General features: G+C 38.9%; 28 protein-coding genes. 21 read left to right on the forward strand and 7 right to left on the reverse strand.

From position 1 onward, the window contains the following. The first annotated feature begins 43 nt into the window (after positions 1-43). The 5 genes from sufC to M1D52_RS11560 all read left to right on the forward strand — a co-directional run bounded on the left by sufC (position 44) and on the right by M1D52_RS11560 (position 4442). The gene (gene sufC, locus M1D52_RS11540) at positions 44-814 is read left to right on the forward strand and encodes a Fe-S cluster assembly ATPase SufC (RefSeq protein ID WP_130855762.1); all 771 of its coding nucleotides are present in this window, start codon (positions 44-46) and stop codon (positions 812-814) included. A 42-nt stretch (positions 815-856) separates the two neighbouring features. Continuing rightward, the gene (sufD, locus tag M1D52_RS11545) at positions 857-2164 is read left to right on the forward strand and encodes a Fe-S cluster assembly protein SufD (protein WP_013667265.1); all 1308 of its coding nucleotides are present in this window, start codon (positions 857-859) and stop codon (positions 2162-2164) included. A gap of 32 nt (positions 2165-2196) precedes the next feature. Then, positions 2197-3420 carry an aminotransferase class V-fold PLP-dependent enzyme gene (locus M1D52_RS11550; RefSeq protein ID WP_437392631.1) on the forward strand — a complete coding sequence of 408 codons (1224 nt, stop codon included), beginning with the start codon at positions 2197-2199 and terminating at the stop codon, positions 3418-3420. An 11-nt stretch (positions 3421-3431) separates the two neighbouring features. Beyond that, the gene (locus M1D52_RS11555; protein ID WP_013667263.1) at positions 3432-3851 is read left to right on the forward strand and encodes a SufE family protein; all 420 of its coding nucleotides are present in this window, start codon (positions 3432-3434) and stop codon (positions 3849-3851) included. A 120-nt stretch (positions 3852-3971) separates the two neighbouring features. Continuing rightward, positions 3972-4442: an Lrp/AsnC family transcriptional regulator gene (locus tag M1D52_RS11560; protein ID WP_013667262.1), complete on the forward strand. Its 471-nt coding sequence runs from the start codon at positions 3972-3974 to the stop codon at positions 4440-4442. 31 nt (positions 4443-4473) lie between these two features. Here the strand turns inward: M1D52_RS11560 and ung are convergent, their stop codons facing one another. Further along, entirely contained in the window at positions 4474-5145 is a 672-nt protein-coding gene (ung, locus tag M1D52_RS11565) for a uracil-DNA glycosylase (protein WP_013667261.1), read from the reverse strand. A gap of 162 nt (positions 5146-5307) precedes the next feature. Here ung and M1D52_RS11570 point away from each other — a divergent pair, with 162 nt between their 5' ends. Next, positions 5308-5844 carry a tetratricopeptide repeat protein gene (locus M1D52_RS11570; protein ID WP_013667260.1) on the forward strand — a complete coding sequence of 179 codons (537 nt, stop codon included), beginning with the start codon at positions 5308-5310 and terminating at the stop codon, positions 5842-5844. Between the two features lie 48 nt (positions 5845-5892). Here M1D52_RS11570 and M1D52_RS11575 read toward each other — a convergent pair whose 3' ends face one another. After that, positions 5893-7674, reverse strand: coding sequence for an ABC transporter ATP-binding protein (locus M1D52_RS11575; RefSeq protein WP_013667259.1), 1782 nt, complete (start codon positions 7672-7674; stop codon positions 5893-5895). Between the two features lie 201 nt (positions 7675-7875). Between M1D52_RS11575 and M1D52_RS11580 the strand changes: the two genes are divergently transcribed. The 8 genes from M1D52_RS11580 (at position 7876) to M1D52_RS11615 (ending at position 14017) form a co-directional block, all read left to right on the forward strand. Next, positions 7876-8958 carry a Glu/Leu/Phe/Val family dehydrogenase gene (locus M1D52_RS11580; protein WP_013667258.1) on the forward strand — a complete coding sequence of 361 codons (1083 nt, stop codon included), beginning with the start codon at positions 7876-7878 and terminating at the stop codon, positions 8956-8958. Positions 8959-9001: 43 nt separating this feature from the next. Continuing rightward, a complete protein-coding gene (gene nusB, locus M1D52_RS11585) occupies positions 9002-9949 on the forward strand; it encodes a transcription antitermination factor NusB (RefSeq protein ID WP_437392632.1) in 948 nt (315 codons plus the stop codon). A gap of 75 nt (positions 9950-10024) precedes the next feature. After that, positions 10025-10501 (forward strand): DUF1573 domain-containing protein, encoded by a 477-nt coding sequence (locus M1D52_RS11590; protein WP_130855764.1) that lies wholly within the window; start codon positions 10025-10027, stop codon positions 10499-10501. Between the two features lie 28 nt (positions 10502-10529). Continuing rightward, the gene (gene yajC, locus M1D52_RS11595) at positions 10530-10877 is read left to right on the forward strand and encodes a preprotein translocase subunit YajC (protein WP_130855765.1); all 348 of its coding nucleotides are present in this window, start codon (positions 10530-10532) and stop codon (positions 10875-10877) included. 105 nt (positions 10878-10982) lie between these two features. Then, entirely contained in the window at positions 10983-11924 is a 942-nt protein-coding gene (locus tag M1D52_RS11600; RefSeq protein WP_437392633.1) for a CdaR family protein, read from the forward strand. Beyond that, positions 11915-12529, forward strand: a complete 615-nt coding sequence (gene coaE, locus M1D52_RS11605; protein WP_437392634.1) for a dephospho-CoA kinase — start codon at positions 11915-11917, stop codon at positions 12527-12529. Before M1D52_RS11600 ends, coaE begins: the two co-directional genes overlap by 10 nt. Beyond that, complete coding sequence (locus M1D52_RS11610) at positions 12526-13464, forward strand: MBL fold metallo-hydrolase (RefSeq protein WP_013667252.1); 939 nt, start codon at positions 12526-12528, stop codon at positions 13462-13464. Before coaE ends, M1D52_RS11610 begins: the two co-directional genes overlap by 4 nt. Positions 13465-13567: 103 nt before the next feature. Further along, positions 13568-14017, forward strand: a complete 450-nt coding sequence (locus M1D52_RS11615) for a MarR family winged helix-turn-helix transcriptional regulator (protein ID WP_013667251.1) — start codon at positions 13568-13570, stop codon at positions 14015-14017. A gap of 22 nt (positions 14018-14039) precedes the next feature. On the opposite strand, the gene M1D52_RS11620 is transcribed toward M1D52_RS11615, so the two are convergent. Together M1D52_RS11620 and M1D52_RS11625 are read right to left on the reverse strand one after the other, a co-directional pair. After that, positions 14040-14759, reverse strand: a complete 720-nt coding sequence (locus M1D52_RS11620) for a ZIP family metal transporter (protein ID WP_437392635.1) — start codon at positions 14757-14759, stop codon at positions 14040-14042. After that, the gene (locus M1D52_RS11625) at positions 14756-15340 is read right to left on the reverse strand and encodes a phosphatase PAP2 family protein (protein WP_437392636.1); all 585 of its coding nucleotides are present in this window, start codon (positions 15338-15340) and stop codon (positions 14756-14758) included. The genes M1D52_RS11620 and M1D52_RS11625 overlap by 4 nt, the downstream gene beginning before the upstream one ends. A 273-nt stretch (positions 15341-15613) precedes the next feature. Between M1D52_RS11625 and glmM the strand changes: the two genes are divergently transcribed. The 3 genes from glmM to M1D52_RS11640 all read left to right on the forward strand — a co-directional run bounded on the left by glmM (position 15614) and on the right by M1D52_RS11640 (position 18467). Beyond that, entirely contained in the window at positions 15614-16996 is a 1383-nt protein-coding gene (gene glmM / locus M1D52_RS11630; RefSeq protein WP_013667248.1) for a phosphoglucosamine mutase, read from the forward strand. A gap of 65 nt (positions 16997-17061) precedes the next feature. Next, the gene (locus M1D52_RS11635; protein WP_130855771.1) at positions 17062-18198 is read left to right on the forward strand and encodes a cysteine desulfurase family protein; all 1137 of its coding nucleotides are present in this window, start codon (positions 17062-17064) and stop codon (positions 18196-18198) included. A 95-nt stretch (positions 18199-18293) separates the two neighbouring features. After that, on the forward strand, positions 18294-18467 hold the full coding sequence (locus M1D52_RS11640) for a hypothetical protein (protein WP_013667246.1): 174 nt from the start codon (positions 18294-18296) through the stop codon (positions 18465-18467). Positions 18468-18506: 39 nt separating this feature from the next. Here the strand turns inward: M1D52_RS11640 and accD are convergent, their stop codons facing one another. Continuing rightward, positions 18507-19349, reverse strand: coding sequence for an acetyl-CoA carboxylase, carboxyltransferase subunit beta (gene accD / locus M1D52_RS11645; protein ID WP_013667245.1), 843 nt, complete (start codon positions 19347-19349; stop codon positions 18507-18509). A 201-nt stretch (positions 19350-19550) separates the two neighbouring features. Between accD and fbaA the strand changes: the two genes are divergently transcribed. Both fbaA and M1D52_RS11655 read left to right on the forward strand, forming a co-directional pair. After that, a complete protein-coding gene (fbaA, locus tag M1D52_RS11650; protein ID WP_013667244.1) occupies positions 19551-20630 on the forward strand; it encodes a class II fructose-bisphosphate aldolase in 1080 nt (359 codons plus the stop codon). A gap of 223 nt (positions 20631-20853) precedes the next feature. Next, positions 20854-21006: a lmo0937 family membrane protein gene (locus M1D52_RS11655; RefSeq protein ID WP_013667243.1), complete on the forward strand. Its 153-nt coding sequence runs from the start codon at positions 20854-20856 to the stop codon at positions 21004-21006. Here M1D52_RS11655 and M1D52_RS11660 read toward each other — a convergent pair. Then, a complete protein-coding gene (locus M1D52_RS11660) occupies positions 21003-21704 on the reverse strand; it encodes a 2-C-methyl-D-erythritol 4-phosphate cytidylyltransferase (protein WP_437392637.1) in 702 nt (233 codons plus the stop codon). The genes M1D52_RS11655 and M1D52_RS11660 overlap by 4 nt on opposite strands. A 62-nt stretch (positions 21705-21766) precedes the next feature. Then, positions 21767-22816 carry a tRNA preQ1(34) S-adenosylmethionine ribosyltransferase-isomerase QueA gene (gene queA / locus M1D52_RS11665; RefSeq protein WP_013667241.1) on the reverse strand — a complete coding sequence of 350 codons (1050 nt, stop codon included), beginning with the start codon at positions 22814-22816 and terminating at the stop codon, positions 21767-21769. A 256-nt stretch (positions 22817-23072) separates the two neighbouring features. On the opposite strand from queA, the gene M1D52_RS11670 reads away from it, so the two are divergent. Then, positions 23073-24317: an ABC transporter permease gene (locus M1D52_RS11670; RefSeq protein ID WP_437361058.1), complete on the forward strand. Its 1245-nt coding sequence runs from the start codon at positions 23073-23075 to the stop codon at positions 24315-24317. 303 nt (positions 24318-24620) lie between these two features. Further along, positions 24621-25991 carry a 3-keto-disaccharide hydrolase gene (locus tag M1D52_RS11675; RefSeq protein WP_437392638.1) on the forward strand — a complete coding sequence of 457 codons (1371 nt, stop codon included), beginning with the start codon at positions 24621-24623 and terminating at the stop codon, positions 25989-25991. Position 25992 lies beyond the last annotated feature (1 nt).

Here is a 25992-nt window from a genome sequence, read left to right on the forward strand (position 1 = left end):
TAAAAAACAAATAGCAAATCGCGAGATTTGAATTGATGAAGATATGTTAAGTATAAAGAACCTACAGGCATCTGTAGATGATAAAGAGATTTTAAAGGGATTAAATTTAGAAGTTAAAGCGGGTGAAGTGCATGCTATTATGGGGCCGAATGGCTCGGGTAAAAGCACGTTGGCTTCGGTTTTAGCCGGTAAGGAAGCTTATGAGGTAACCGGCGGGGAAGTTAGGTTAGATAACAAGGATTTACTGGAGCTATCTCCCGAGGATCGAGCACGGGAAGGGCTTTTTCTGGCTTTTCAGTATCCGGTTGAGATTCCAGGTGTCTCTAATATCAACTTTTTAAAAACGGCCGTTAACGAAATCAGGGCCTATAAGGGACTAGCCCCAATGGAAGCGAAAGAATTTTTAAAGTTGGTTAAAGAAAAGCAAAAGCTTGTTGAATTTGATGCTAAATTGGCGAATCGGTCGTTAAATGAAGGATTTTCAGGTGGAGAGAAAAAGCGTAACGAAATTTTTCAACTTGCCATGCTGGAACCAAAGCTGGCTATTTTGGACGAAACAGATTCAGGCTTAGACATCGACGCGCTTCGCATTGTGGCGAACGGTGTTAATCATTTGCGTTCAGAGAATAATGCTTTTATTGTTATTACGCACTATCAACGCCTTTTGGACTATATAGTGCCTGATTTTGTACATGTACTATATAAAGGAAAAATCGTAAAATCCGGAACGAAAGAACTAGCACTCGAGCTGGAGGAGAAGGGTTACGACTGGTTAAAAGAAAGTGTGGATGCAGAAGAGAATGCTGCCATTTAGGTTATAGCGATTATTTTCTCATCCTTTTATGATAATTAACAAATGATTACACAAGTTTCAAGTTCATTATATCATCAATTAGTTACTTTTTTTGAAGAGAGGCTAACCTTAAAGGGATACCAGGAGCCGCAAGTCTCTCTACGTAAGGAGGCTTTTGCCCGTTTTAAGGATTGGGGCTTTCCTACGCTGAAGGCGGAAGATTGGAAGTACACGAATCTGCAACCTTTAATCAATCAGCATTATCTATTAAATGACGCCATTCCGGGAAAAAATGTAGATACGAGTCAAGCGATTATAAAAGGTTTGGACGCTTATCGACTCATATTAGTGAATGGGCGCTATCGCAAAGACCTTTCTGATGTTATTACAGAACCAGGCATATTTGTGAGTGCTATTGAAGATGTAGCGAATAATGAATTATTCGCTGCGCATTTTGCAAAATACGCAGATAAAACAGATAATCCACTAGTTGCGCTCAATACAGCTCTTCATGAGGGGGGACTCTATATCCATATAGGTCAAAATATTGCTTTAAAAAAGAGCATTCAAATTATTCATGTTGCATCTTCAAGTGAAGCTATTTTTAACCAAACAAGGAATTTATTTGTTTTAGACCCAAACGCTGAAGCAGAGATTATCGAATCCTTTATTGCAAATGGTAGCACGATAAGTCTGAACAATACAGTATCCGAACTTGTTTTGAACGAGAATGCTCATCTCCAACATTATTATTTACAGACTTCCGGCGAAAAGTCTCGATATCTTAACCATACAGAGGTTAAACAAGCTAAGCATAGCTTGTACAACAACTATAATTGTTCATTTCCTGGATCTTCATTCGTTCGAAACAATATTAATGTCCGTTTAGACGATACATCGGTAGAAAGTCATTTATACGGGGTAACGCTTACCGCTAAAGATCAACTGGTGGATAATCATACTATTGTTGACCATCGAATGCCTCATTGTGAAAGCTATGAATGGTACAAGAATATTGCACAAGATACCTCAACGGCAGTATTCAATGGCAAGATTTTTGTACAACCCGACGCTCAGAAAACCAATGCTTTTCAACAGAATAACAACATGTTAATTGGTGATAAAGCAAGTATTCTGACCAAACCGCAATTAGAAATATTTGCAGATGATGTAAAATGTAGTCACGGTTGTACCATGGGACAATTCGATGACGAAGCTTTATTTTACCTTAAAGCAAGAGGTATTGGTGAAGCGAGTGCACGGGTGCTCTTGGTTCATGCTTTTGCCTTTGATGTAACGGAAAAGTTCAGCAATGATAATGTAAGAGCTTACGTTGATCATCTAATCGAACAGGGCCTAATTATTGAGTAATAAGTTTTCGGTCTTACTTTAAATTTCTGATTTTGACACATTACGATATTCATAGTATAAGAGCTGATTTTCCTATATTAAAAACGAAGGTAAATGGGTACCCCTTGGTTTATCTGGATAACGGAGCGACTACGCAGAAGCCACAATCGGTAATTAATGCTATTACTGATTATTATACACAAATCAATAGTAATGTGCACCGGGGTGTTCATCACTTAAGTCAACTGGCAACAGATGCTTATGAGGTCACACGGAGAAAGCTTTCTGAATTTATAAATGCAGCGCAAGATTATGAGGTTATTTTAACCAATGGGACTACGCACAGCATCAACTTGGTTGCGCATTGTTATGGAAAGCAATTTGTAAAAGAAGGGGACGAGATTATTATTTCGACCATGGAACACCATAGCAATATTGTGCCTTGGCAAATGTTATGCGAAGAGCAGGGCGCGAAGCTACGTGTAGTTCCCATAAATGATGAAGGAGAATTGGATATGGGCGCTTATCACGCTATGCTCAACGAAAGAGTAAAGCTTGTTTCCATAACCTACGTATCAAATACGCTCGGAACTTTAAACCCAATAAAAGAGATTACAAAACTGGCGCATGATCATGGCATTCCCGTGCTGGTGGATGGTGCGCAGGCCATACAACATTTACATGTGGATGTACAAGCTTTAGATGTTGATTTTTTCGCTTTTTCAGGACATAAGATGTACGGTCCAACCGGCGTGGGGGTCTTGTACGGAAAGGAAAAATGGTTGGATCAGATGCCGCCTTATCAAGGAGGGGGTGATATGATTAAAGAGGTTAGGTTTGAAAAGACGATTTATAACGAACTACCATTTAAATTTGAGGCGGGTACACCCAATATCGAAGCGGGAATATGTTTGGGGGCAGCCGTAGATTATATAAAGACGATTGGCTTGAGTCAGATTGCGCTTTATGAAACGGAACTGCTTAAATATGCGACTAAAGCTTTGTCGGAAATTGATCAAATCCGGTTTATAGGTACGGCGAAAGAGAAATCCAGCGTGATATCTTTTCTGGTGAATGGTGCGCATCCGTACGATGTGGGCGTTATCTTAGACAAGTTGGGCATTGCTGTTCGTACCGGTCATCATTGCACACAACCTTTAATGGAGCGGTTTGGGATTCCTGGCACGGTGCGTGCCTCCATTGCAATGTACAATACAAAGGAAGAAATAGATCTGTTGGTAAGCGCTGTAAAAAGAGCCGCTTCTATGTTGCTATAACGATGGTTGATATGACAATTAAGGAAATACAGGACGAATTGATAGAAGATTTCTCTTTTTTCGAGGATTGGATGGCTAAATATGAATATATTATTCAATTGGGGAAGGAGCTGCCTTTAATCGACGAGTCCCATAAAGTTGACGATTTATTGATTAAAGGATGCCAGTCTCGCGTTTGGTTGCATGCACAGTATGTAGACGACAAAGTCTTTTTTACGGCCGATAGTGATGCAATCATTACTAAGGGACTTGTTAGCTTAATGATCAAAGTTTTATCCGGACAGCGTGCAGAAGATATTGTGAGTGCCGATCTTTATTTTATAGATGAAATCGGATTAAAAGAACATTTGTCACCTACTCGTGCTAACGGGTTGGTGGCGATGGTAAAGCAAATGAAATTGTACGCGCTTGCCCTAAATGCTAAACGTTAATTGGCACTCATTTTCCATCGTATTAAATGTACTATTGAATACCTAATCTTTGAAATAAAAAAATCAATATTGTAAAATTTTATTTGGTTATTTGTTAACTTTACGCTAAAACTGTTAGCCATGGCTTTTGAACCAGATAGAATTGATTTAAAGATTATTAAATTACTCCAAGAAAACGGTAGAATAACCAACTTACAACTTTCTTCCAATATCGGTTTGTCACCGGCACCAACACTGGAAAGGGTTCGAAAACTTGAAAATGCGGGCTATATCAAAAGCTACCATGCCTTGGTGGATGAAGAGCTTCTAGGCTTGGGCATTAAATCCTTTATACAAATACAATTGGATTTTCATACACACAATTCAATCCCTGAATTTGTTGAAGCGATCAAAAGTATACCTGAAGTGACCGAATGCCATCACGTCACCGGGCAATGTGATTTTATTTTAAAGGTTTATGTCAAGGACATTAAATCTTACGAGCGGTTGATTATGGAAAAGATCAGTCGGATACCATGTGTGAAAACCTTTCAAACGATGATGATTATGTCAACGTCTAAAAAAGAACCGATCGTACCAATGGAATACTAAGATCGATTTTTTGCATAACAATCTACTAGGTCTACACCTGCCAGTCAATTGGCGTTTTTCCGTGTTTTTCTAAATAGTCATTGGTTTTTGAGAAGGGTTTACTGCCAAAAAATCCATTGTGTGCAGATAGCGGCGAAGGGTGGGCTGATGTTATAATCAAATGTTTGGAGGAATCGATCAGTTTCACTTTCTGTTTAGCGTAATTTCCCCATAATATAAAAACAATTCCTTCTCTTCGTTGTGCGAGTTCCTTAATTACGGTATCCGTAAAAACTTCCCATCCTTTTTTTTGATGAGATGCTGCCATGTGTGCTCGCACCGTCAGTACCGCATTAAGGAGCAGTACACCCTGATCAGCCCATTTGGTAAGTGTACCGTGATTGGGAATCTTAAAACCTGGAATATCATTACTTAATTCGATATACATATTCCGTAGCGATGGAGGGATTGCAATGCCTGGTTGAACCGAAAAAGACAACCCATGTGCTTGTCCGATATTATGATAAGGATCTTGCCCCAAGATAACGGCTTTCACTTCATAAAAGGGTGTGTGTTCAAAGGCATTGAATATAAGTTTATTGGGCGGAAATACCTGATATTGTGCTTGCTCTGTCCTCAAAAAATTTCGTAACTCGCTCATATAGGTTTTGGAAAATTCCGGTTCTAAAATTTCTTTCCAGCTTTTTTCAAGGGCTATACTCATGCTCAAACTTAGCTAAAATTGACATTATATACAATACAATAGTCGTTTGCATGTCCTATAGACCGGATTTAACAACAGATTTTAACGGATAATTTTTTGTTAAAACCCATAAATTAACGGATATTTGCAGCATTATAATGAATACATTCATAAAGTAAAGATATGCCAAATTTCATTCGTATTATTATAGCTTTCCTTTTGTTGGGAGCAGCTGTCAGTCTATTTGTATTTGGCCACTGGCCGTGGGGAGTATTAGCACTTCTTTTGGCTATAGTTGTTTTTGTCACTTTCTTTTTTAACGAAAATATGCTGATTGCGCAATTTTACTTACGAAAGGAAAATATGGACAAAGCAAAAACTTGGCTAAATAAAATCACTAATTATGAGAAACAGTTGATTCGTGCTCAGCATGGGTATTATCATTTACTCATTGGACTAATTGAGTCGCGATCCGCTCCATTACAGTCAGAAAAATATTTCAAGAAGGCACTTAGCTTAGGCATGCAGATGGATCATAACGTAGCATTGGCTAAATTAAGCCTGGCGGGCATCGCCATGGCCAAGCGAAATAAGCGGGAAGCTACACAATTACTTCAAGAGGCTAAAAAAGCTGATAAAAATAAATTGCTAGCCGATCAGATTAAAATGATGAAAGATCAAATGGGTATGCTTGACAAGCAGCAGATGCGATTCCGTTAGTAAACAAGACGCCAGATACCCAAGCGAATTAAGAGCAGCTACTGTTGGTTAAACTTCTTCCTCCAGTAGCTGTTTTTCGTATAGCTCAAAGTAACTGCCTTTAGCAGCCAGAAGTTCTGTGTGTTTACCTTCTTCTATTATCTGACCGTTTTCCATTACCAAGATATGATCTGCGTTCTTGATGGTAGAAACACGATGCGCAATAAATATGGCGCTTCTGTCACGCATAACCGTACCTAAATTCTGAAGAATTTTTTCCTCTGTTTTGGTGTCTACCGCTGATAGGCAGTCATCAAAAATTAGTATTTTAGGGTTTATTGTAATTGCTCTTGCTATCGAAACACGCTGTTTCTGTCCTCCCGAAAGGGTGATTCCTCTTTCTCCGATAGCTGTCTCAAAACCTTTTTCGAACTCCATGATATTGTCATACACGGCTGCTTTTTTTGTTGCCTCCTCTACCTTCGCCATATCCAGTTGATCCAGCCCAAAAGCGACGTTCTTTGCTATCGTATCTGAAAAAAGGAAAACGTCTTGCGGAACAAAACCTATTGTGCTTCGATAGCTGTTTAGGTTTAAGTCCTGTATGGGTATCCCATCGACAAGAATAGTACCGGAAGAAGTATCATACATACGCATTAAAAGTCGTGCAATGGTGGATTTTCCCGATCCTGTTTTGCCAATGATCGCTAAAATTTTTCCTGGATTAACCTTAAAAGATACTTCTTTTAGTGCAGTAATTCCTGTATCCGGATAGGTGAAAGATACGTTTCTAAATTCAATATCTCCTCTAAACTCCTCTTTCCCGCCGGTTTGCGATTTTATACGAGGAGAAGTATCTAAAAATTCATTGATCCGTTTTTGCGAAGCTGCCGCTCGCTGCACCAATGAAGTCACCCAGGCAAGTGACATTGCAGGAAATGTTAATTGATTAACATAAACAATAAATTCTGCAATGTTTCCGGATGATATGCTACCACGCATGACCTCGATACCTCCAATATAAATAGTTATAATCGTACTTAAACCAATGAGAAGTAAGATAAGCGGAAAAAATACAGCCTGAACTTTCACTAACGATAAGGAGACAGTTTTGTAATCGTTGCTTTCTTTTGCAAAGCTGTTTTTCTTATCCTGCTCACGACTGTATGTTTTAATAACACGGATCCCCGAGAAAGTCTCTTGTACAAAAGAGCTCAACGCGGATAGCTGCTCCTGTATTTTTTCACTTCTTTTATTGATGAGCTTATTAATAAAAAGTATGACCGCTGATAGAACGGGTATAGGAGCTAATGCGTAAATAGCTAGCTTAGCGTTCACGGTAAACATAGAACTAATGACCATTATTGACAGCACAACCGTGTTAATAGAGTACATAATGGCCGGACCCAAGTAAGCTCGGACACGACTTACATCTTCGGTTACACGATTCATTAAATCTCCCGTGTTGTTTCGTTTAAAGAAAGCCATATCCAATTGTTGGTAGTGATCATAAATTTCATTCTTTAGATCATATTCGATATGACGTGAAGTCAGGATGATTGTTTGTCTCATAAGAAAGAGGAACAGTCCCCTTATCAGTGCTAAGACCAAAACAAGCGTACCAAATAAAAGAAGACTATGTCCAAATATCTCATAAATCAACGACTGACGTTCAAAGCCATCGAATAGCTGAAAAAGAGCTATATTATCTTTAACCAGATCAAAGGCAATACGAATTACTTGAGCCGGTATAATGCCGAAGTAGTTTGATACTACCACGAATATAAAACCGGGAATCATTCGCCAACGATATTTATAGAAAAATTTATTGAGATAAGCTAAGTGCTTCATGAAGACTAAAATTAAACCTATCGTACAAAAGTACGTATCCTGATAAAACTATTGCTATACTGAGTGCATTTAACTAATATTAAAATTAAATGGCAATGCAAACAATTATTTACTGAATGAAATGATTTTAAATTCGTAAAAAGATACCGATAAAATTAGTACTTTTGCGCAGAATTGCCGATACTAAAATAATAGTAAAATATGTCTTCCGAAACGCCATACCCCCAAATGTTTGATTTGTTACGACAATTTGAACATCAAAAGATTGTATTTTGCCAAGATCATACAATAGGATTAAAGGCTATCATCGCTATTCATGACACTACACTTGGTCCCGCTATCGGTGGAGTACGTATGTTGCCATATAAAACCGAATTGGAAGCGATAGACGACGTCTTAAGATTGTCTCGGGCGATGACATATAAATCGGCAATAAGTGGTGTCAATTTAGGGGGTGGAACTGCGGTAATTATTGGCGATCACCGTACCCAGAAATCGGAAGTTATCTTAAGGAGGCTCGGGCAGTTTGTAGAAGAGATGAATGGTTCATTTATCGCTTCATTGGATATGGGAACTACTTCCAAGGATATGGAATTTATCCACATGGAAACCAACCATGTGGTTGGCTTGCCAAAATCTTTGGGTGGAAGCGGCGATACGGCTCCCTTCACCGCGAAAGGCGTGTTTTATGGTATAAAGGCAGCCGTCAAAGAACTTTATGGTACAGATAGTATGGCTGGGCGGACGGTGGCCGTGCAGGGAACGGGAAAAGTGGGGGAACATCTTGTTTCATTGCTTCGGGAAGAGAATGCGAAGGTATATGTAAGTGATATTGTTGAAGATCGAATGATTCAGGTTTCTAACAAATACGGTGCAGAAGCCATCGCGCATAATAACCTTTTCGATATGGATTTGGATGTTTATGCGCCTTGTGCATTAGGAGGGACAGTTAATAATTACACGATCGAGCGTATGAAATGCAAAATTATTGCGGGTTCTGCTAACAATCAGTTGGCCAACGATCGTGAACATGGCGCTAAGCTTCTGGAAAAAGGCATTATTTACGCGCCTGATTTTTTAATAAATGCTGGAGGCCTTTTGAGCTGCTATGCTGAAATTGCTGGATATAATGTCTTAAGAAGTGCCGCATTAACCGAAAATATCTATGAAGCAACGCGCTCGGTGATTCAAAAATCGTTGAAAGAAAAAATTCCAACGCATCAGGCTGCTATGCAAATTGCTGAAGACCGGATTGCGCTTATAAAAAAAATAAAACAAAACTAGTCATAAGGCTAGCATGACTATATAATCGTTCTTTATAAATAATATGTTAAATAGAAGGCACCTGAGGGTCAAAGTATTACAAACAATCTATGCATTCCAGCAATCGGATGATAAGAATATAAACAATTTTGAAAAGGCATTGCTGAAAAGTGTTGATCAGGTTTATGAGATGTATATTTGGGTGCTCGCACTCGCGTCAGAGGTGGCTGAATATGCGTTGATAGATGCGGAAGACCGGGCAAATAAATTTTTACCTACTGAACATGATCTCAATGCTAATACACGATTGGCTAATAACACCTTTATTGAACTGCTACAACAAAATGAGGAGTTTGTGGATCTGTGTAAAAAATATAAGGTAGATGCCGTTTTTGATATGGAAACGGTGAAAAGTATTTTCCACATTTTAAAACAATCTCCCGAGTATGTTGCTTATTTAGAGAATGAAGATCGATCGCTCAAGGCTGAGAAGGATATTATAAAGTTTATCTTTAAAAAAATTATATTGAAATCACCGGCTATTGAACAGATATTCGATGAGCATTTTATTAATTGGACGACTGATAAAGATGTGTTACAAGCGCTGTTAGCTAAAACTTTGAAAAATTTCAACAGCGAAGATCCGGAGAAAAATAAGTTAGCGCAATTGTGTCCAAATTGGGTTGATGATAAAGAATTTATTGTAGACTTGTTTCGATTGACAACTCGGCATGGAGAGGATTATCAGATATATATTTCGGGGAAAACAAAAAACTGGGAAGCTGACAGAATAGCGTTAATTGATACCTTACTGATGAGAATGGCGATCACCGAATTATTGAATTTTTCTTCTATACCTGTTAAGGTTACAATTAATGAGTATATTGAAATTTCTAAGGAATTTAGTACACCGAAGAGCAATTCGTTTATCAATGGCATCCTCGATAAAATTTTGATCGAACTTCAAAAGGAGGGCAAAATCAGAAAATTCGGAAGGGGACTTATTGGGTGAGATGTTTCTATAAACCTTTAGTCGATAAGCTAGTGCATGGCTGATCTACATCAAATAACCAACAATTATAAGTATATGAAAAATAAAATTTTGTTACTATCATTAGCAGTTTTGGCGCTAAGCGCTTGCAATGGATCTAAACAAAAGGAGAAAAGTGCTGGAGAGGATATTATCGAAAGTGTAAATACGACTGATAATACCGGGGTGAATAAGCAGATTCCGGATTCCGCCGATGTAGCGGATGCTCCCGTGCTAAAATTTAAGAATGATACATATGACTTCTCCAAGATCAAAGAAGGGGAGAAGGTAAATCACGTTTTTGAATTTACTAATACAGGGAAATCACCTTTAATAATAAGCGACGTGCAGGCAGGATGTGGCTGTACTACTCCCAAATTTGATAAAAAACCGATTAAACCCGGAGAGCAAGGCAGCATTGAAGTTGGTTTTAATAGTGCAGGACAACGCGGTGCACAGCATAAAATTATTACCGTATATAGTAACGCGCAACCCGCACAATTAATGCTACACTTAAAAGGTGAAGTACAATAGTTAACAATTTTAAATCACAGTAATTTACATGACAACAGCAGCAATTTTATTACAAGCAGGATCAGGCGGAATGTCATCCCTCATTATGATGGGATTAATTGTGGTAGTATTCTATTTTTTCATGATACGCCCACAGATGAAGAAACAGAAAGATCATAAAAAATATATAGAAGATTTAAAGGTGAATGATAAAGTGGTAACTACCGCAGGCATTCACGGTCGTATCGTTGAGATAGGCGAAAGCACATTTATCATTGACGTAGGTTCCGGTACACGTATCAAATTCGATAAAGCTGCGATTTCATTGGATGCTTCCAAACTTGCCAATACACCAAAGCAAGGGACAGTAACTACAACAACGGACGAAAAGAAATAGACTTTGTCGGCTAGACGAGGTGCTATAAAACGCCTGACAAAATTGATTTGACCGACAAAGGTTGTTATTTTTGTTAGGCGTTTTGTTCGTTTATAAAGGGTAGGTATGTTTAATCTCAATAAGAAGCAACAAAAGAAACTAAGCTTATTTGCTATTTGTCTCTTTATCTCCTTTCTGGTGTGGAGCCTCTTTGCTTTATCAAACCGTTACATTTATACGGTAAAGGCCTCTCTAAATTATGTAAATATTCCGCCGAAAAGGGCATTTCACCCACTTCAGTCAGATACCGTCGCTATGCAGGTCGAAGGAACGGGCTGGCAGGTGTTATTTTCTAATCTTCGACTTAAACCTCAAGATATACATGTTGACTTAAGCGGTTTAAAAACACGTGATTGGATACTATTTTCCAATCAAATGGGATATATAAATCGGCAATTTAGTGCAAATCAACGTATTGTTTCCATTTCTCCCGATACACTTTTCTTTAATTTTTCTAAGCAAGATGTTAAAAAAGTAACCGTTAATTTGTCCAAAGACATTAAGTTTAGAAAGCAATATGATATCACAGGCGATATTCAGATTGAACCGAAGTTTGTGACGGTTACAGGGCCTTTGGAAGACCTGGTATTGATTGATGGCTGGGCGACAGATACATTAAGAAGAAATAATGTTGACAATACCATTACTGCCAAAGTTACTTTATCAAAAAGTCAGAAAGCAAATATTAATGTACACCCCTCATCGGTTGATGTTACCATACCGGTAGGTGAAGTGACGGAAAAGATTATAGAGGTACCTATTAGGGCAGAGAATAGTAAAGCCTTTAGAACGGTGAAAGTGCTGCCTGAGAAAGTAAGATTAACAACCATTGTGTCTTTAGATAAATACGAAGATATAGATCGGGATATGTTCGAAGCAGTTATTAATTTGAACGACTGGCGAAGTAATCACATCAAGAATTTGCCGGTTATTATCACGAAGCAGCCGGATTTCGTGAAAATTATTAAGGCAGAACCGCAAAATGTAGAATTTTTATTGTGGAAATAAATAAAGATAAACTACGCATTGGCGTAACTGGAGGAATTGGTACTGGTAAAACCACCGTTTGTAAAATATTTGAAGCTATGGGATATCCGGTGTTTTATGCGGATACCGAAGCTAAGAATGTGATGGTAGACAATAAGGATTTAGTGGAAGATATCAAAGGAATATTCGGAGCGGAAGTCTATTCAAAAGAAGGTAAACTTGACCGGGTCTATCTCTCGAGGATTGTTTTCCAAGACCGTGATAAATTAGATAAGCTTAACGCCCTGGTTCATCCAGCTACAATAAAAGCCTATGAAAACTGGGAAAGGCAACAACAAGCAGAGCTAACATTTAAAGAGGCTGCGTTACTTTTCGAAACAGGAACCTATAAATTATCAGACTATAATATTTTAATAGTTGCCCCGCACGAACTTCGAATCAAGCGCGTGATGGAAAGGGACCAGCTAACAAGAGAGGCGGTGTTAGCAAGAATAGATAAACAAATGATTGATGAAGAAAAACGCAAGCTCGCTGATTTTGTGATAGATAATGACGAGATTCACGCTCTTATTCCGCAAGTTTTAAAAGTCAGGGCTCGCTTGCTAGCGCAGCTGAAAGCAAGATGATTTTAGATGATTTTTTGACAGTCAATTCCAAGGGTATTTATTGTGCTTATGGCGACTTTTTTATAGATGCCCGGGAAGCGGTGAGAGTTTCGGTGGTGTCTCACGGCCACGGTGATCACATAACATCAGGTTGCTTTACTGTATTCTGTACGGCTCCAACAAAGTCATTTATGGAGCTGCGTTATAACAAGGGCGCTGCACGCGACTTCCAAGTTTATGATTATGGCGTGCCTTTTACGTTAGGAGGTGTGACGGTTACGTTTCTTTCTGCAGGTCATATTTTGGGTTCGTCTTTAATATTGATGGAATTCAAAGGAGTACGTTATTTATATACCGGCGATTATAAGTTGCAAGCAGATCCAACCTGTACTCCCATCTCGCTTGTTAAGGCGGACGTTTTGATTACAGAAAGCACTTTTGCGAATCCGATTGTAAAACATCCGGACCCTTCGGTGGAACTTGATAAGCTAAATAGTACAACCTATCCGATTATGCTTGGTGCTTATGCGTTAGGCAAAGCACAACGTTTGACGGCGATGATCAATCAATATTGCCCGGAAAAAAAAGTACTTCTCCATCATGCAGTGCTTCCTTTTCATCGGATTTATGAACAATATGGCTATGCTGGTTGGCACTATATACCTTATGGTCGTAAAATTATTAAAGAGCAGCCTGAGAATATCATTTACCTTGTGCCACCATTAACTTTTAATAGCTATTTTAGAGCAAAAAACCTTATAAAGGTCTTTGCCTCCGGTTGGAAATATCTGCAAAACAGAAATGATATGGAATTGTTTATTTCAGATCATGTTGATTGGGGGGATATTTTAAAGACAATTGATGTTGTTGATCCCCGGGAGATATGGACACTTCATGGTGATGGCAGTTTTCTTGTAGATCATTATAGAGGCAGTCGTCATGTGAAAATTTTATAATCGTCGATTACACGATATTATACAGAATGTAGTTGCAAGACATCTTTATTTTTTAGATCAGATTTTAAGCTATATATTAGTGCTCCAATTCTAAATTAGGTATATGAAGATAGAAGAAGTACTCGTCACTAATAAATTCGAAAACGAATACCATAAGGCTGCTCTAAACGTCATATATACAAGCAACTTCATTCAAAGTCTTTTAAAAGAGCGGACCGACAAAGAGAAAATAACGCTTCAACAATACAATGTGTTGAGAATTTTGCGGGGTCAAAACGCAAAACCGGCTACCGTTAACATGTTAAAGGAGCGTTTGTTGGATAGAATGTCGGATGTGAGTAGAATTATCGATCGTTTGGTGCAAAAGGGACTGGTTTCGCGGTGTATGAGCCATAAAGATAGACGTGCTGTTGATATTTTCATTACCCATGATGGTATGACAATTTTGGAACGTTTAGATAAAAAAATGTCTATCTTGAGCGTCTTGGATGAAAACCTTTCTGAAGAAGAATGCAAGCAACTTAATTACCTTCTTGATAAGTTGCGTGGTTAAATTCATTAGACAAACCAGTAGCTTAATGCACCAGAAAATTAATTAGGGAAAGACTGACCCCGGTAATCACTGCTAAGAGTTTTCTTTTATTAAAGTGATGATGATCTGCTGAAGAAGATTCAAACAGAATCGTTGTAGAGATGTGAAGAAATATACCGATGACAATCGCCATCATTTTATCAAAGTATTGGTCGATTTCGCCAATACCTCCTAAACTAATCATATTACTCAATGTAAAACCTATTGGCGACATTAAAGCAAAAATAAAAAGAGATAGGATAATCGTGCGTTGCCTAACAGTTGACTGAATGAGTAAACTGCCTAAAGCGAAGGCAGCAGGAATATGATGAATGGCAATGCCGAATAACAGCTCTCTCTGATGTCCCTTTGCTAGTGGCATCCCTTCTAAAAAAGCATGTAAGCATAAGCTGGTCATAACGCCTATCGGGAAATGTCCGTGGTGGCCATGCTTATGAATGTGACCATGTTCTATACCTTCTGAAAATCTCTCTAATAATAACTGAAATAAAAAACCGCTAAGTACATATAAGCCTAAATAATGATCGTCGTTATGCGCGTAGATCTCAGGGATAAGATGCAATACAGTGATCGAAAATAAATACGCACCGCTAAAAGAAAGTACGAGCCTTAATAAATCGGTATTATCTCTTTTTACAAAGAATACAGCCAAACCGCCCAAGAGAGCCGAAAGAAATAAAGTAACTATTATAAGAAGTGTCATGGTTGTGCTATCTGCCGAGTTGTTTCGGGCTGAATATAAAGAAATAACGTTGCCATAGAATAGCCAATGATACTACCAAATAGGGCGCCGGCAGTTACGTCAAGAGGATAGTGCACGCCTACATAGACTTGAGCAAAACTAATAGCGAAAGCCCATAACAAAGCAAACCATAATATGGCGCTCCAACGCTTCCTATAGATCATAATAAGAAATAGAGCCATGGCAAAATGATTACTTGCATGGGACGACGGAAAACTGTATCCGCTGCCGCATCGAACCCGGCTTACCATTTCCCCCTGTAGGGTAAGTTCATTACAGGGTCTTATCCTTTTTACTATGGGTTTAATAACCGAGGCAGATAAAAAGTCAGCTATTCCAAAGCTAAGCACCAGAAATAACATCATGATTACTCCTCGTTTTTTATAAGTACGTATCGAAAAAATTAAGATGAACAAGTATAAGGGGGCCCACGTATATGGATTCCGTAAGTAAGGCATTAGCCAATCAAAGACAACATTGGCCATATCCTGATTTATTATCAGGAAAAGATCTATATCAAATTGTATGATAGAAGCAAACATGTGTTTTTATGAAATAAGATTTTAATCTTTTTTACCCCCAAAGCGATCTGTATATAAATTACCATTGAAATGTAATATGCCTTTCTGTGTCGCTAAATTCAATAAGGTTGCAAATATACAGTTTACAAACGTATCCGGATTTATAATTGCGTCATAAAAATAAAAAATTATTTTATTAAGCAATCGGTTGCTTCTACAGATGGTGACAGAAGCGTTAGAATATTCTAATGAAAATGCTATTTTTACCACCTACTTAATAAATTCGAGTATAAAATGACATTGATAAAATCTATTTCGGGTATTCGCGGAACCATAGGTGGAAAACCTGGCGAAGGCCTGACTCCTATTGACATTGTAAAATTTACCGCTGCTTTTGGAAAATACATTACCGAAAAAGCCGGCAATAAAAAAATAGTAATAGGTCGAGATGCACGGCTTTCAGGAGAAATGGTAAGTAATATTGTAACAGGTACACTCCAAAGTCTCGGCATTGAGGTGATTGATCTCGGTCTGTCTACTACGCCTACCGTTGAAATAGCCGTGCCCGAAGAGGATGCGGCAGGTGGTATCATCTTGACAGCTAGCCATAATCCGACAGAATGGAATGCATTGAAGTTGCTTAATCAGCAAGGAGAATTTATTAATGATTACGAGGGAAAAGAAGTATTGGCTTTAGCCGATGAATTGAGTTTTGATTTTTCTGAAGTACACGCACTTGGACGGGTCATAAAAAAGGACACCTACCTGGAAAGGCATATTGAGAAGATCTTAGCGCTGGAAACAGTTGATAGAGACGCAATTGCACAGGCTAATTTTTCAATTGCTGTAGATGCTGTTAACTCAACGGGGGGACGCTTTGTACCAGCTTTATTGAAAGCACTAGGGGTATCAACCGTATATGAATTGTATTGTGAGCCAAATGGCCTCTTTCCGCATAATCCTGAGCCCTTGGCCGAAAATCTAAAGGATTTATCTGCCCTTGTAAAAGAAAAGCAAGCCGATCTCGGAATTGCGGTTGATCCAGATGTCGATCGGTTGTGTTTCGTCATGGAAAATGGAGAAATGTTTGGAGAGGAATATACATTAGTAGCCGTTGCAGATTATATCCTCCGGCAAAAGAAAGGGAATACGGTATCTAACTTATCCTCCACACGGGCCCTTAAGGATGTAACAGAGAAACACGGCGGTACTTATTACGCAGCAGCGGTTGGGGAGGTGAATGTAGTGACCAAAATGAAAGAGGTAAATGCAGTGATAGGAGGGGAGGGGAACGGAGGTGTAATTTACCCGGCTACCCATTATGGTAGGGACGCTTTGGCAGGTATCGGTATTTTCTTGACACATCTTGCTAAAAGCGGTCAAAAAGTGTCCGCTTTGCGCAACAGTTATCCTTCCTATTTTATGGCGAAGAAAAAGATCACGCTCACTCCTGGATTGGATATTGATCAGCTTTTAAAATCGATGGAGGAAAAATATAAGGATACCCCCCATAGCACCATTGATGGTTTGAAAATAGATTTTGAGGAAGAATGGGTTCATCTACGGAAGTCGAACACCGAACCGATCATCCGTATTTACACAGAATCGCCAACACAGAATCGCGCCGACTTATTGGCTGATAAGATTATTGGCGAAATAGAAGCCATTTTATCTTGATCACCTAGAAGTAAAAGTATAAAAGAATAAAATTCTGTTAATGGATTACTTAGTAGATTTGTAGCATGCGCGTATATTTAGATAATGCGGCAACCACTGCAATAGATGAACAAGTATTGCAAGAGATGATGGTTGTTATGCGAGACGATTATGGGAACCCTTCATCCATTCATGCGGATGGTAGAAAGGTTAGAACAATTATCGAAAAAGCCCGAAAAAAAGTCGCTGCTTTATTAAATACTTCTCCAGCGGAGATTTTTTTTACATCAGGAGGAACAGAAGCCGACAATACGGCAATTCGAAGGGGAATTTTAGATCATCAATTAAGTCACGCAATCAGTTCACCGCTCGAACACCATGCGGTTTTGCATACCTTACAAGAACTGGAAAAAGAAGGGAGCATTAAGCTAACACTGCTTGACGTTGATGCGAAGGGACATGTGGATTTATCGCAACTGGAAAGAGTTTTGCAAAATAGTCCACCTAGTTTCGTCTCATTGATGCATGCAAATAATGAAATAGGCACAATAACCGATATACAAAGGGTATCCGATATCTGTCAGACCTATAACGCATTATTTCATACCGACACGGTCCAGACAATGGGACACTTTGTGCATGACCTAAGTGCTCTGAAAGTAAGCTTTTTGGCGGGAGCAGCGCACAAATTCCACGGCCCGAAAGGAGCGGGCTTCCTATATGTTAATCATGAAGTAAAAATAAAGCCGTTCATCCATGGCGGTGCGCAAGAACGAAATATGCGAGGGGGCACGGAGAATGTCTATGGCATTGTTGGCTTGGCCAAGGCACTCGAGATTGCTTATGAACATATGGCCGAACATAGGGCTTATATACAGGGGCTGAAAGATTACATGAGAGCGCAACTTATTCAGCATATTCCCGGTGTAAGCTTTAACGGCGAGTTGGAAGCCGATCAAAGCTTGTATACGGTATTAAATGTGTCGTTTCCACCTACAGATTTAGCTGACATGTTACTCTTTAACTTAGATATTGCGGGTATTTCCGCTTCGGGCGGCAGTGCATGCAGTTCGGGATCAAATATCGGATCTCATGTTTTAACCGCGATTGGCGTGGATGCCAAACGGCCGTCTGTTCGATTTTCTTTTAGTAAATTCAATACGAAAGAAGAAATCGATTTCGTTGTTTCTAAATTGAAGGAAGTATGTCCGGAGAACGTATAACGTAACTTTCGTGATATTTATCCAACAAAATGGGTTTGGACTTGTTAATTAATTACCAACCCATTTTTTGTTTATTTAATTAAGAGGAGGTTATTATGCGTGATGAATTGAAAGATAGAAAAAGCGACAAAGAAATCATAAAGGAAAAAGATGGAAAGAAAAAAGTCGTTGAGGTGAATCAAGGCAGTTTTTCCGAGAGAGACCATCATAGAAAAAACGAAGGTCCTGCTTTTACTGCAGACTCACCTACCACAAGAGAACGGAAATAGTGTAAAAAAAGCCTGATTTTAAATCAGGCTTTTTTTACACTATAAAATATTTCTTAGGAATGTTGCTATTTTATGCTTCATTTCCCTTCGATCAACAATAAAATCTAAAAAGCCATGTTCAAGCACAAATTCAGCTGTTTGAAATCCCTTTGGCAAATCTTTTTTGATCGTTTCTTTAATGACACGAGGCCCTGCAAATCCGATCAATGCACCTGGCTCCGCAATATTGATATCACCGAGCATGGCATATGAGGCTGTTACGCCTCCTGTCGTAGGGTCTGTTAAAAGGGATATATAGGGAAGCTTCGCCTGACTGAGAAGCGCTAGCTTAGCCGATGTCTTGGCCATTTGCATAAGCGAAAACGCTGCTTCCATCATCCTTGCACCACCCGATTTTGAGATAAGTAAAAAAGGTAGACGGTGCTGTATGCAATAGTCGATCGATCTTGCAATTTTCTCTCCCACTACGGAGCCCATTGAACCACCGATAAAAGTAAAATCCATGCAGGCTATGACTAGATCAAGCCCTTCGATCTTGCCGTGCCCGGCACGTATTGCATCGTTTAAACCGGTTTTAGCATGGCTTTCCGCAATTCGTTCCGTGTATTTTTTTGTGTCTTCGAAGTTAAGGGGGTCTGCTGAACGTAGACTGCCAAACAGCTCAGTGAATTGATTGTCGTCAAATAGTACTGAAAAGTATTCTGCTGAGCCTATCCTCAAATGATAGCCGCAATATTGACATACATATTTGTTTTCAACTTGCTCTGATTTCAAGAGTGGTTTTTTACAGGACGGACATTTGTTCCATAACCCGTCGGGAGCTTCTTTTTTATTTTCTGTTGCCGTGTTAATACCGGCACGATCTCGTTTAAACCAAGCCATTCAAAAAAATATTAGAGGTACAAAGAAACAAAAAAAATGTATAAAACGTGACCTTTTGTGTAACCTTATCACTTTATATCCTATTTTACTAAAAACTACCCTAAACGGCTCCTGCTGTTGAAAGAAAAATGAAAGGGAAAGTAGCTTATTTTAAATAAAATACCTACTTTCGGGAATCAAAAATTAAACAACGTATTACAAATGAGTTTAAAAGGTTATAAAGGTGTTCTGCATGGAGATGCTGTACAAGAATTATTTGAGATCGCTAAAAAACATCGATTTGCTCTCCCCGCAGTAAATACCATTGGAACAAATTCTATCAACGCAGTGATGGAAACTGCAAAAGCAGTTAATTCACCGGTAATCATTCAATTATCAAATGGCGGTGCGCAATTCTATGCTGGTAAGACGCTGGATAATAGTAAATTGCAAGCATGTATTCTAGGTGCTGTATCTGCTGCAAAGCACGTGCATTTACTGGCCGAACATTATGGTGTAGCGGTTATCCTACATACAGATCATGCAGCTAAAAAATTACTACCTTGGATAGACGGTTTGTTAGATCACGGCGAAGCGTTTTTTGCCCAACATGGTAAGCCTTTATTTTCTTCTCATATGCTTGATTTATCAGAAGAACCTATTGAAGAAAATATAGAAATCTCTAAAAAGTATTTAGAGCGCATGAAGCCGCTTGGAATGACTGTTGAAATTGAATTGGGAGTAACTGGCGGAGAAGAAGATGGAGTGGATAATAGCGATGTTGATAGCTCAAAACTTTATACACAACCGGCCGAAGTAGCTTATGCTTTTGAAGAACTCAGTAAAGTAAGCGATAAGTTCACCGTGGCAGCAGCATTTGGAAATGTGCATGGCGTTTACAAACCGGGAAATGTCAAACTTCAACCGGTTATCCTCAAGAATTCTCAAGACTATATTAAAGAAAAGTTTGGACTAAGCGCTGAAAAACCCGTGAATTTTGTTTTTCATGGTGGATCAGGTTCGTCTCCGGCCGAAATTGAGGAAGCGATTTCTTATGGAGCCATTAAAATGAATATTGATACCGATATGCAATGGGCGTTTTGGGAGGGGATAAAAGATTACTACAAAGCAAATGAAGGCTATCTTCAGAGTCAAATTGGTAACCCTGACGGAGAGGATGCTCCTAATAAGAAGTATTATGACCCTCGTGTTTGGTTAAGGAAAGGAGAAGAGAGCTTTGTGAAGCGTTTAAAACAGGCTTTCGAAGAACTTAATTGCGTTGATGTGAACGATAAATTATAAAAAAGGTGTTTTTATCATAGTAAAGGGAAACAAGTTGTTTCCCTTTTTTTATGTCCAAAATTTTCTAAACATCCTCTGGTAGTCTTCCGATTCCCTTTCTTTTGACTAATATAAAAAATGTAAAACAAAATAGCTTTTAAAAGCTTTATTAAGGCAAGAAATAAATAGGCAATTACAGCGCAATGAAATGTGCCTGCCTGAACTAATTATTAATCGAATTGTTATGGGAAATCTATTGTATTTAATCGCTGTTGTTCTGGTAATTATCTGGGCCATCAGTTTTTTCGGGGGATACACCAGTAGCGGTATTATCCATGTTCTGTTGGTAATTGCAATCATTGCGGTATTGCTTAGAATTATCAGAGGAGCTGCCTAGTCGTTGGCTAACGACTTCATTATGACCTCTGCAAAGAGTAAATCTTCCGAAAAAGTGATTTTAATATTACGGGTATCCCCAGGTAGAATCTGAATCGGATACCCTTTTTTTTCCACCACAGAAGCGTCGTCTGTAAATGTATCACTATAGGTTTGCTCATAAGCTTCAAATAAAATCTCCGCGGAGAAAAATTGAGGCGTTTGAACGAGGAAAACGGTGCTTCTATCAACCGCTCTAGAGGTATCTCCCAACTCTTTAATGCGTACAGAGTCCTTGCTGCTGACAGCTGTTATTAGTGCTCGGTGCCGACCTATTTGTTGAAAGCCGTAATCAATGATTTCTTTAGATACAAGTGGGCGTACCCCGTCGTGAACCGCGATGTAAGTTGGCTTTATTGGTTCACTTAACTGCTTTATGTGGTTTAATCCATTCTGTACGGAGTGAAATCTGGTATCTCCACCTTCAACAATTATATGGGGTACATCAAAACTATACTTAATACAAAGCTGTTCCCATTCCGATTTCAGTCGGTTATTCAATACTAGTATAATCGTTGGTTTGGTGTTACTTTGTGAGAAAGCAGTCAGCGTGTGCATTAGTACCGGAAGACCATTTAATAGCATAAATTGTTTCGGAATTGCGCTTTGCATGCGCGTTCCCGATCCGCCACCAACAATAATTACGTAGTTTTTCCTCATAACTATACCAAGAAAAATAGGCTACCTTTATTAGATAGCCTATTCGTTAAGAGTATTCCTCCTTATATGATTAACATCGCGTCACCGTAGCTATAAAAACGGTATTTCTCTTTTACGGCGATCTCGTAAGCATTCATTACATGTTCATAACCGCCAAAAGCACAAATCATCATTAAAAGGGTGGATTCCGGTGTATGGAAATTAGTGATCATACTATTTGCAATACTGAAATCATAAGGCGGGAATATAAACTTGCTGGTCCAATCGTTTGCCGCTTTCAAGGTCCGGTTGGCCGAAACCGCTGACTCGATAGAACGCATGCTTGTTGTGCCAACTGCGCATACTCTTCGCTTTTCAGCAATCGCTTTATTGACAATATCAGCATCTTTTTGTTCAATAATAAATTGCTCCGAATCCATTTTATGTTTCGTTAGATCTTCTACCTCTACCTGACGGAATGTTCCAAGACCAACATGTAAAGTAACCTCTGCAAACTCAACACCCTTTAATTCCAAGCGCTTCATCAATTCTCTGCTAAAGTGTAAACCAGCTGTAGGTGCCGCTACAGCGCCTTCGTTCTTAGCAAAAATAGTTTGATATCTAAACTTATCTTCCGGCGTAGGCTTTCTTTTGATATACTTGGGAAGTGGTGTTTCTCCTAAGATTTCAATGTTCCTCCTAAACTCTTCATCAGACCCATCAAACAGGAAGCGAATGGTTCTACCACGCGATGTCGTATTGTCTACAACTTCAGCAACCAGTAAGTCGTTGTCGCCAAAATATAATTTATTCCCGACCCGGATTTTTCTGGCGGGATCAACCAGTACATCCCAAAGACGCAATTCCTTATTCAATTCACGGAGTAAGAAGACTTCTATCGTGGCGCCTGTTTTTTCCTTATTGCCATATAAACGAGCGGGGAAAACTTTTGTGTTATTGAGGATCATCACATCATGTTCTTCAAAATAGTTCAATACATCCTTGAAAATTTTGTGTTCAATTGCACCGGTTTTGCGATCAAGCACCATTAAACGCGCCTCGTCCCTCGTTTCTGCGGGTTCATGAGCAATTAACGAATCAGGTAGATTAAACTTAAATTGAGATAACTTCATGTTTTGTGAATTTTATATATCTTATTTCTTAATAATAAATAGGTCAGTCAACCTAAATATGGTAATAACAAAAACGGGGCATAATTTGTTCCCCTCTTTTATTAGCTGATAAATTAGCGCGCAAATTTACAAAAAAAAGTTTTAAAAACGTAAGCCTTAAAGGCTATATATTAGGTGATTGTTGGATAAAAACATCCGCCTATAAAAAAGTACCGAAACTTGTAACCTTTCCCTGTTTTACGTGTCTTAAGAGCGTATGATTTTTATCAAGCTATTTTTTGAGAGTTTCCGGTTTGCATTTTCAGCGTTAAGGGAAAATAAGACGCGTACTTTCCTTTCGCTATTAGGTGTAACGATCGGTATTATGACAATTATTGGTATTTTCTCTGCCGTTAATACACTCCGAGCGAATTTAGAAAGTAGCGTTGAAAAATTGGGAAGTCGATCAATTTACATTCAAAAGTGGCCCTGGGGTGGTGGAGGTGATTACCCTTGGTGGAAATATGTGAACAGACCCGAGCCTACTGTCCGTGATTTTGATCAATTAAAACAACGGGCAACACTTGCTGATGGTATCGCACTTGAAGTCGGGATGTCGGACAAAACGCTCAAATTTTTGAATAACAATGTGGAGAAGGTGTACATCAGTGCAGTTTCAAATGATTACTATAAAATACGAAATCTCGAATTTCAGGCAGGACGATATTTTACCGAAAGTGAATCAGAGAGAGGTACCGCTGTTGTCATTATTGGATCAACGATAGCTAAAGGTTTATTTCCGCATACGGATCCCATAGGAAAGACTATACAGGCGCTCGGGCGCCGATTAAAAGTAATAGGTGTTTTCAAGGAAGAGGGGGAAGGCATGTTGATTGATGTTTCGCTGGATAATATTGCAGTGGTACCGTTGAATTTTGCCAGAAACGTAATTAATGTGAGAAATTTCGGACCGTCGATTATTGTTAACGCAAAAAGTGGTGTTTCCTTGGATGAAGCGGAAAGCGAATTGAGAGGGCTCATGCGTTCCATTCATCGGCTTAGCCCTAAACAGGAGGACGATTTTGCACTTAATCAAACAACCATTATTACCGCGCAGCTCGATACCATGTTCCAAATTGTAAATACAGCAGGCTTTTGTATAGGCATTCTTTCAGTATTAGTTGGGGGATTTGGAATTGCCAATATTATGTTTGTATCCGTTAAAGAGCGTACCCATATTATTGGCATTCAAAAATCGCTCGGTGCAAAGAACTACTTTATACTTTGGCAATTTTTGATCGAATCGGTCGCTTTATGCATTTTTGGCGGTTTAATGGGTTTATTTGTGGTATACACCTTGGCGTTTTTATTAAAAATCATCGCTGGTATAGGTGTTGTCGTACACCTTGATGAAGTGTTGTTGGCTATTTTTATTTCCACTACTATTGGGCTCATTTCCGGAATTATACCCGCTATAATTGCTAGTAAACTGGATCCTGTTGAGGCTATAAGGAGCAAATAATCTGCCCACCGTCGCGAAAAAATTACGATATCGTTTTCGTAAATAATACATCCTTTCCAACCTTAGTATTGGGAATATTTGCTAATATTGAATGTTGGGACAAAGACCCGATTGTAGGCTGTTAAATGATAGATAGCCTGCAAAGGGTGCAGTCTACAGCGTTTCAATTGATAAATATCCAATGATAACCGACTCGCTAGCAATGTTAAATTTTGTCCCGCTTAAAAATCACTTGCACATATTGAAGAAGCTTCGCTAGCCATTAAAATGTATATTATTAAACCAATATAGGGATACTAAAACATGAGAAAAATAAGTTTAATTGCTTTGAGCGCCATTGGGGTCTGTGTTTTTTCAGCCTTTTATACTCAGAAAAGCACTTGGCAGGATTTATTCGACGGAAAGTCGTTAAAAGGCTGGAAACAAGTTGCAGGGGATGCCCCTTATACCGTAGAAAACGGAATGATTGTTGGAACTACCGTTAAAAATACCGGAAATACTTTTTTAGTAACGGAAAAGGAATATGGGGATTTTATTTTGGAATTGGATGCGAAAATAGAAGGAGACCACAATAATTCAGGCATTCAAACGAGAAGTCATATCGATCAACAGGCAAATAACGGTAAAGGGCGGGTATATGGAAGACAGGTTGAAATCGATCCGACTCCACGTAGTTGGACAGGTGGCATTTATGACGAGGCGAGAAGGAATTGGCTTTATCCTTTAGATCTCAATCCGACAAGTAAATCAGCATTCAAAAAAGGAGAATTTAATCATTTTCGGATTGAATGCATTGGCAACACAACCAAAACTTGGATTAATGACATCCCTGTCTCTTATGTCGTTGATACCCTAGACAAGACCGGGTTTATCGGTTTACAGGTTCATAGCGTCGGCAAAAATGGCGAGGAGGGCAAAAAAGTCTATTTCAAAAATATTAAAATACAAACAAATAATTTACAGCCCAAAAGGATAGGAAAGGAAATTTATGTTGTGAATTTAGAGCCCAACACACTTTCGTCCCATGAACGCGAGAGCGGATATAAACTGCTTTATGATGGTAAAACAACAAATAATTGGGTCAGCTCAAATAAAAATGTCTTTCCTGAAAAGGGATGGTCGTACGATCAAGGAGAATTGCGCGTGCATGCTACTGAAGGAATAGATATACCCCGTGCCGGTGATATTGTAACTAAAGAGCTTTTTAGTGCTTTCGACTTATCCTTTGAATTTAAGCTAACACCCGGTGCTAATAGTGGACTTAAATATTTCGTCGTAATCGATGACAAAAACAAAGATTGGCCTTTGGGTCTAGAATACCAGGTACTTGATGATGTAAAACATCCGGACGCAAAAATGGGACGTGATGGCAATCGGACGCTCGCTTCGCTATACGATCTATTGACTGCCGAAAAGCAGCCAAGGTTTTTAAGGCCAATAGGTTCCTGGAATAATGCACGAATCGTTGTGTATCCGGATAATAAGGTAGAGCATTACTTAAATGGTGTAAAGGTTCTTGAGTATGTAAGGGGCTCTGATGAATTCAAAAAAATGGTATCTTTAAGTAAATTTAAAGATAAACCTGGATTTGGTGAGGCAAAAGAGGGTCGTATTTTACTACAAGATCACGGGAATGAGGTGAGCTTTAGAAGCATTAAAATAAGGGAATTGTAAA

Source organism: Olivibacter sp. SA151 (assembly GCF_054130995.1).

Excerpts from the sequence above, each read along its gene's own strand:
- M1D52_RS11670 (WP_437361058.1), top strand. The coding sequence starts at position 23,073 with ATGATTTTTATCAAGCTATTTTTTGAGAGTTTCCGGTTTGCATTTTCA.
- M1D52_RS11675 (WP_437392638.1), top strand. The coding sequence starts at position 24,621 with ATGAGAAAAATAAGTTTAATTGCTTTGAGCGCCATTGGGGTCTGTGTT.
- M1D52_RS11655 (WP_013667243.1), top strand. The coding sequence starts at position 20,854 with ATGGGAAATCTATTGTATTTAATCGCTGTTGTTCTGGTAATTATCTGG.
- M1D52_RS11635 (WP_130855771.1), top strand. The coding sequence starts at position 17,062 with ATGCGCGTATATTTAGATAATGCGGCAACCACTGCAATAGATGAACAA.
- M1D52_RS11575 (WP_013667259.1), bottom strand. The coding sequence starts at position 7,674 with ATGAAGCACTTAGCTTATCTCAATAAATTTTTCTATAAATATCGTTGG.
- M1D52_RS11560 (WP_013667262.1), top strand. The coding sequence starts at position 3,972 with ATGGCTTTTGAACCAGATAGAATTGATTTAAAGATTATTAAATTACTC.
- yajC (WP_130855765.1), top strand. The coding sequence starts at position 10,530 with ATGACAACAGCAGCAATTTTATTACAAGCAGGATCAGGCGGAATGTCA.
- M1D52_RS11555 (WP_013667263.1), top strand. The coding sequence starts at position 3,432 with ATGACAATTAAGGAAATACAGGACGAATTGATAGAAGATTTCTCTTTT.
- glmM (WP_013667248.1), top strand. The coding sequence starts at position 15,614 with ATGACATTGATAAAATCTATTTCGGGTATTCGCGGAACCATAGGTGGA.
- M1D52_RS11570 (WP_013667260.1), top strand. The coding sequence starts at position 5,308 with ATGCCAAATTTCATTCGTATTATTATAGCTTTCCTTTTGTTGGGAGCA.
- M1D52_RS11610 (WP_013667252.1), top strand. The coding sequence starts at position 12,526 with ATGATTTTAGATGATTTTTTGACAGTCAATTCCAAGGGTATTTATTGT.
- nusB (WP_437392632.1), top strand. The coding sequence starts at position 9,002 with ATGTTAAATAGAAGGCACCTGAGGGTCAAAGTATTACAAACAATCTAT.
- sufC (WP_130855762.1), top strand. The coding sequence starts at position 44 with ATGTTAAGTATAAAGAACCTACAGGCATCTGTAGATGATAAAGAGATT.
- accD (WP_013667245.1), bottom strand. The coding sequence starts at position 19,349 with ATGGCTTGGTTTAAACGAGATCGTGCCGGTATTAACACGGCAACAGAA.
- fbaA (WP_013667244.1), top strand. The coding sequence starts at position 19,551 with ATGAGTTTAAAAGGTTATAAAGGTGTTCTGCATGGAGATGCTGTACAA.
- M1D52_RS11660 (WP_437392637.1), bottom strand. The coding sequence starts at position 21,704 with ATGAGGAAAAACTACGTAATTATTGTTGGTGGCGGATCGGGAACGCGC.
- M1D52_RS11640 (WP_013667246.1), top strand. The coding sequence starts at position 18,294 with ATGCGTGATGAATTGAAAGATAGAAAAAGCGACAAAGAAATCATAAAG.
- M1D52_RS11580 (WP_013667258.1), top strand. The coding sequence starts at position 7,876 with ATGTCTTCCGAAACGCCATACCCCCAAATGTTTGATTTGTTACGACAA.
- M1D52_RS11620 (WP_437392635.1), bottom strand. The coding sequence starts at position 14,759 with ATGACACTTCTTATAATAGTTACTTTATTTCTTTCGGCTCTCTTGGGC.
- M1D52_RS11600 (WP_437392633.1), top strand. The coding sequence starts at position 10,983 with ATGTTTAATCTCAATAAGAAGCAACAAAAGAAACTAAGCTTATTTGCT.
- ung (WP_013667261.1), bottom strand. The coding sequence starts at position 5,145 with ATGAGTATAGCCCTTGAAAAAAGCTGGAAAGAAATTTTAGAACCGGAA.
- queA (WP_013667241.1), bottom strand. The coding sequence starts at position 22,816 with ATGAAGTTATCTCAATTTAAGTTTAATCTACCTGATTCGTTAATTGCT.
- M1D52_RS11615 (WP_013667251.1), top strand. The coding sequence starts at position 13,568 with ATGAAGATAGAAGAAGTACTCGTCACTAATAAATTCGAAAACGAATAC.
- M1D52_RS11590 (WP_130855764.1), top strand. The coding sequence starts at position 10,025 with ATGAAAAATAAAATTTTGTTACTATCATTAGCAGTTTTGGCGCTAAGC.
- sufD (WP_013667265.1), top strand. The coding sequence starts at position 857 with ATGATTACACAAGTTTCAAGTTCATTATATCATCAATTAGTTACTTTT.
- M1D52_RS11625 (WP_437392636.1), bottom strand. The coding sequence starts at position 15,340 with ATGTTTGCTTCTATCATACAATTTGATATAGATCTTTTCCTGATAATA.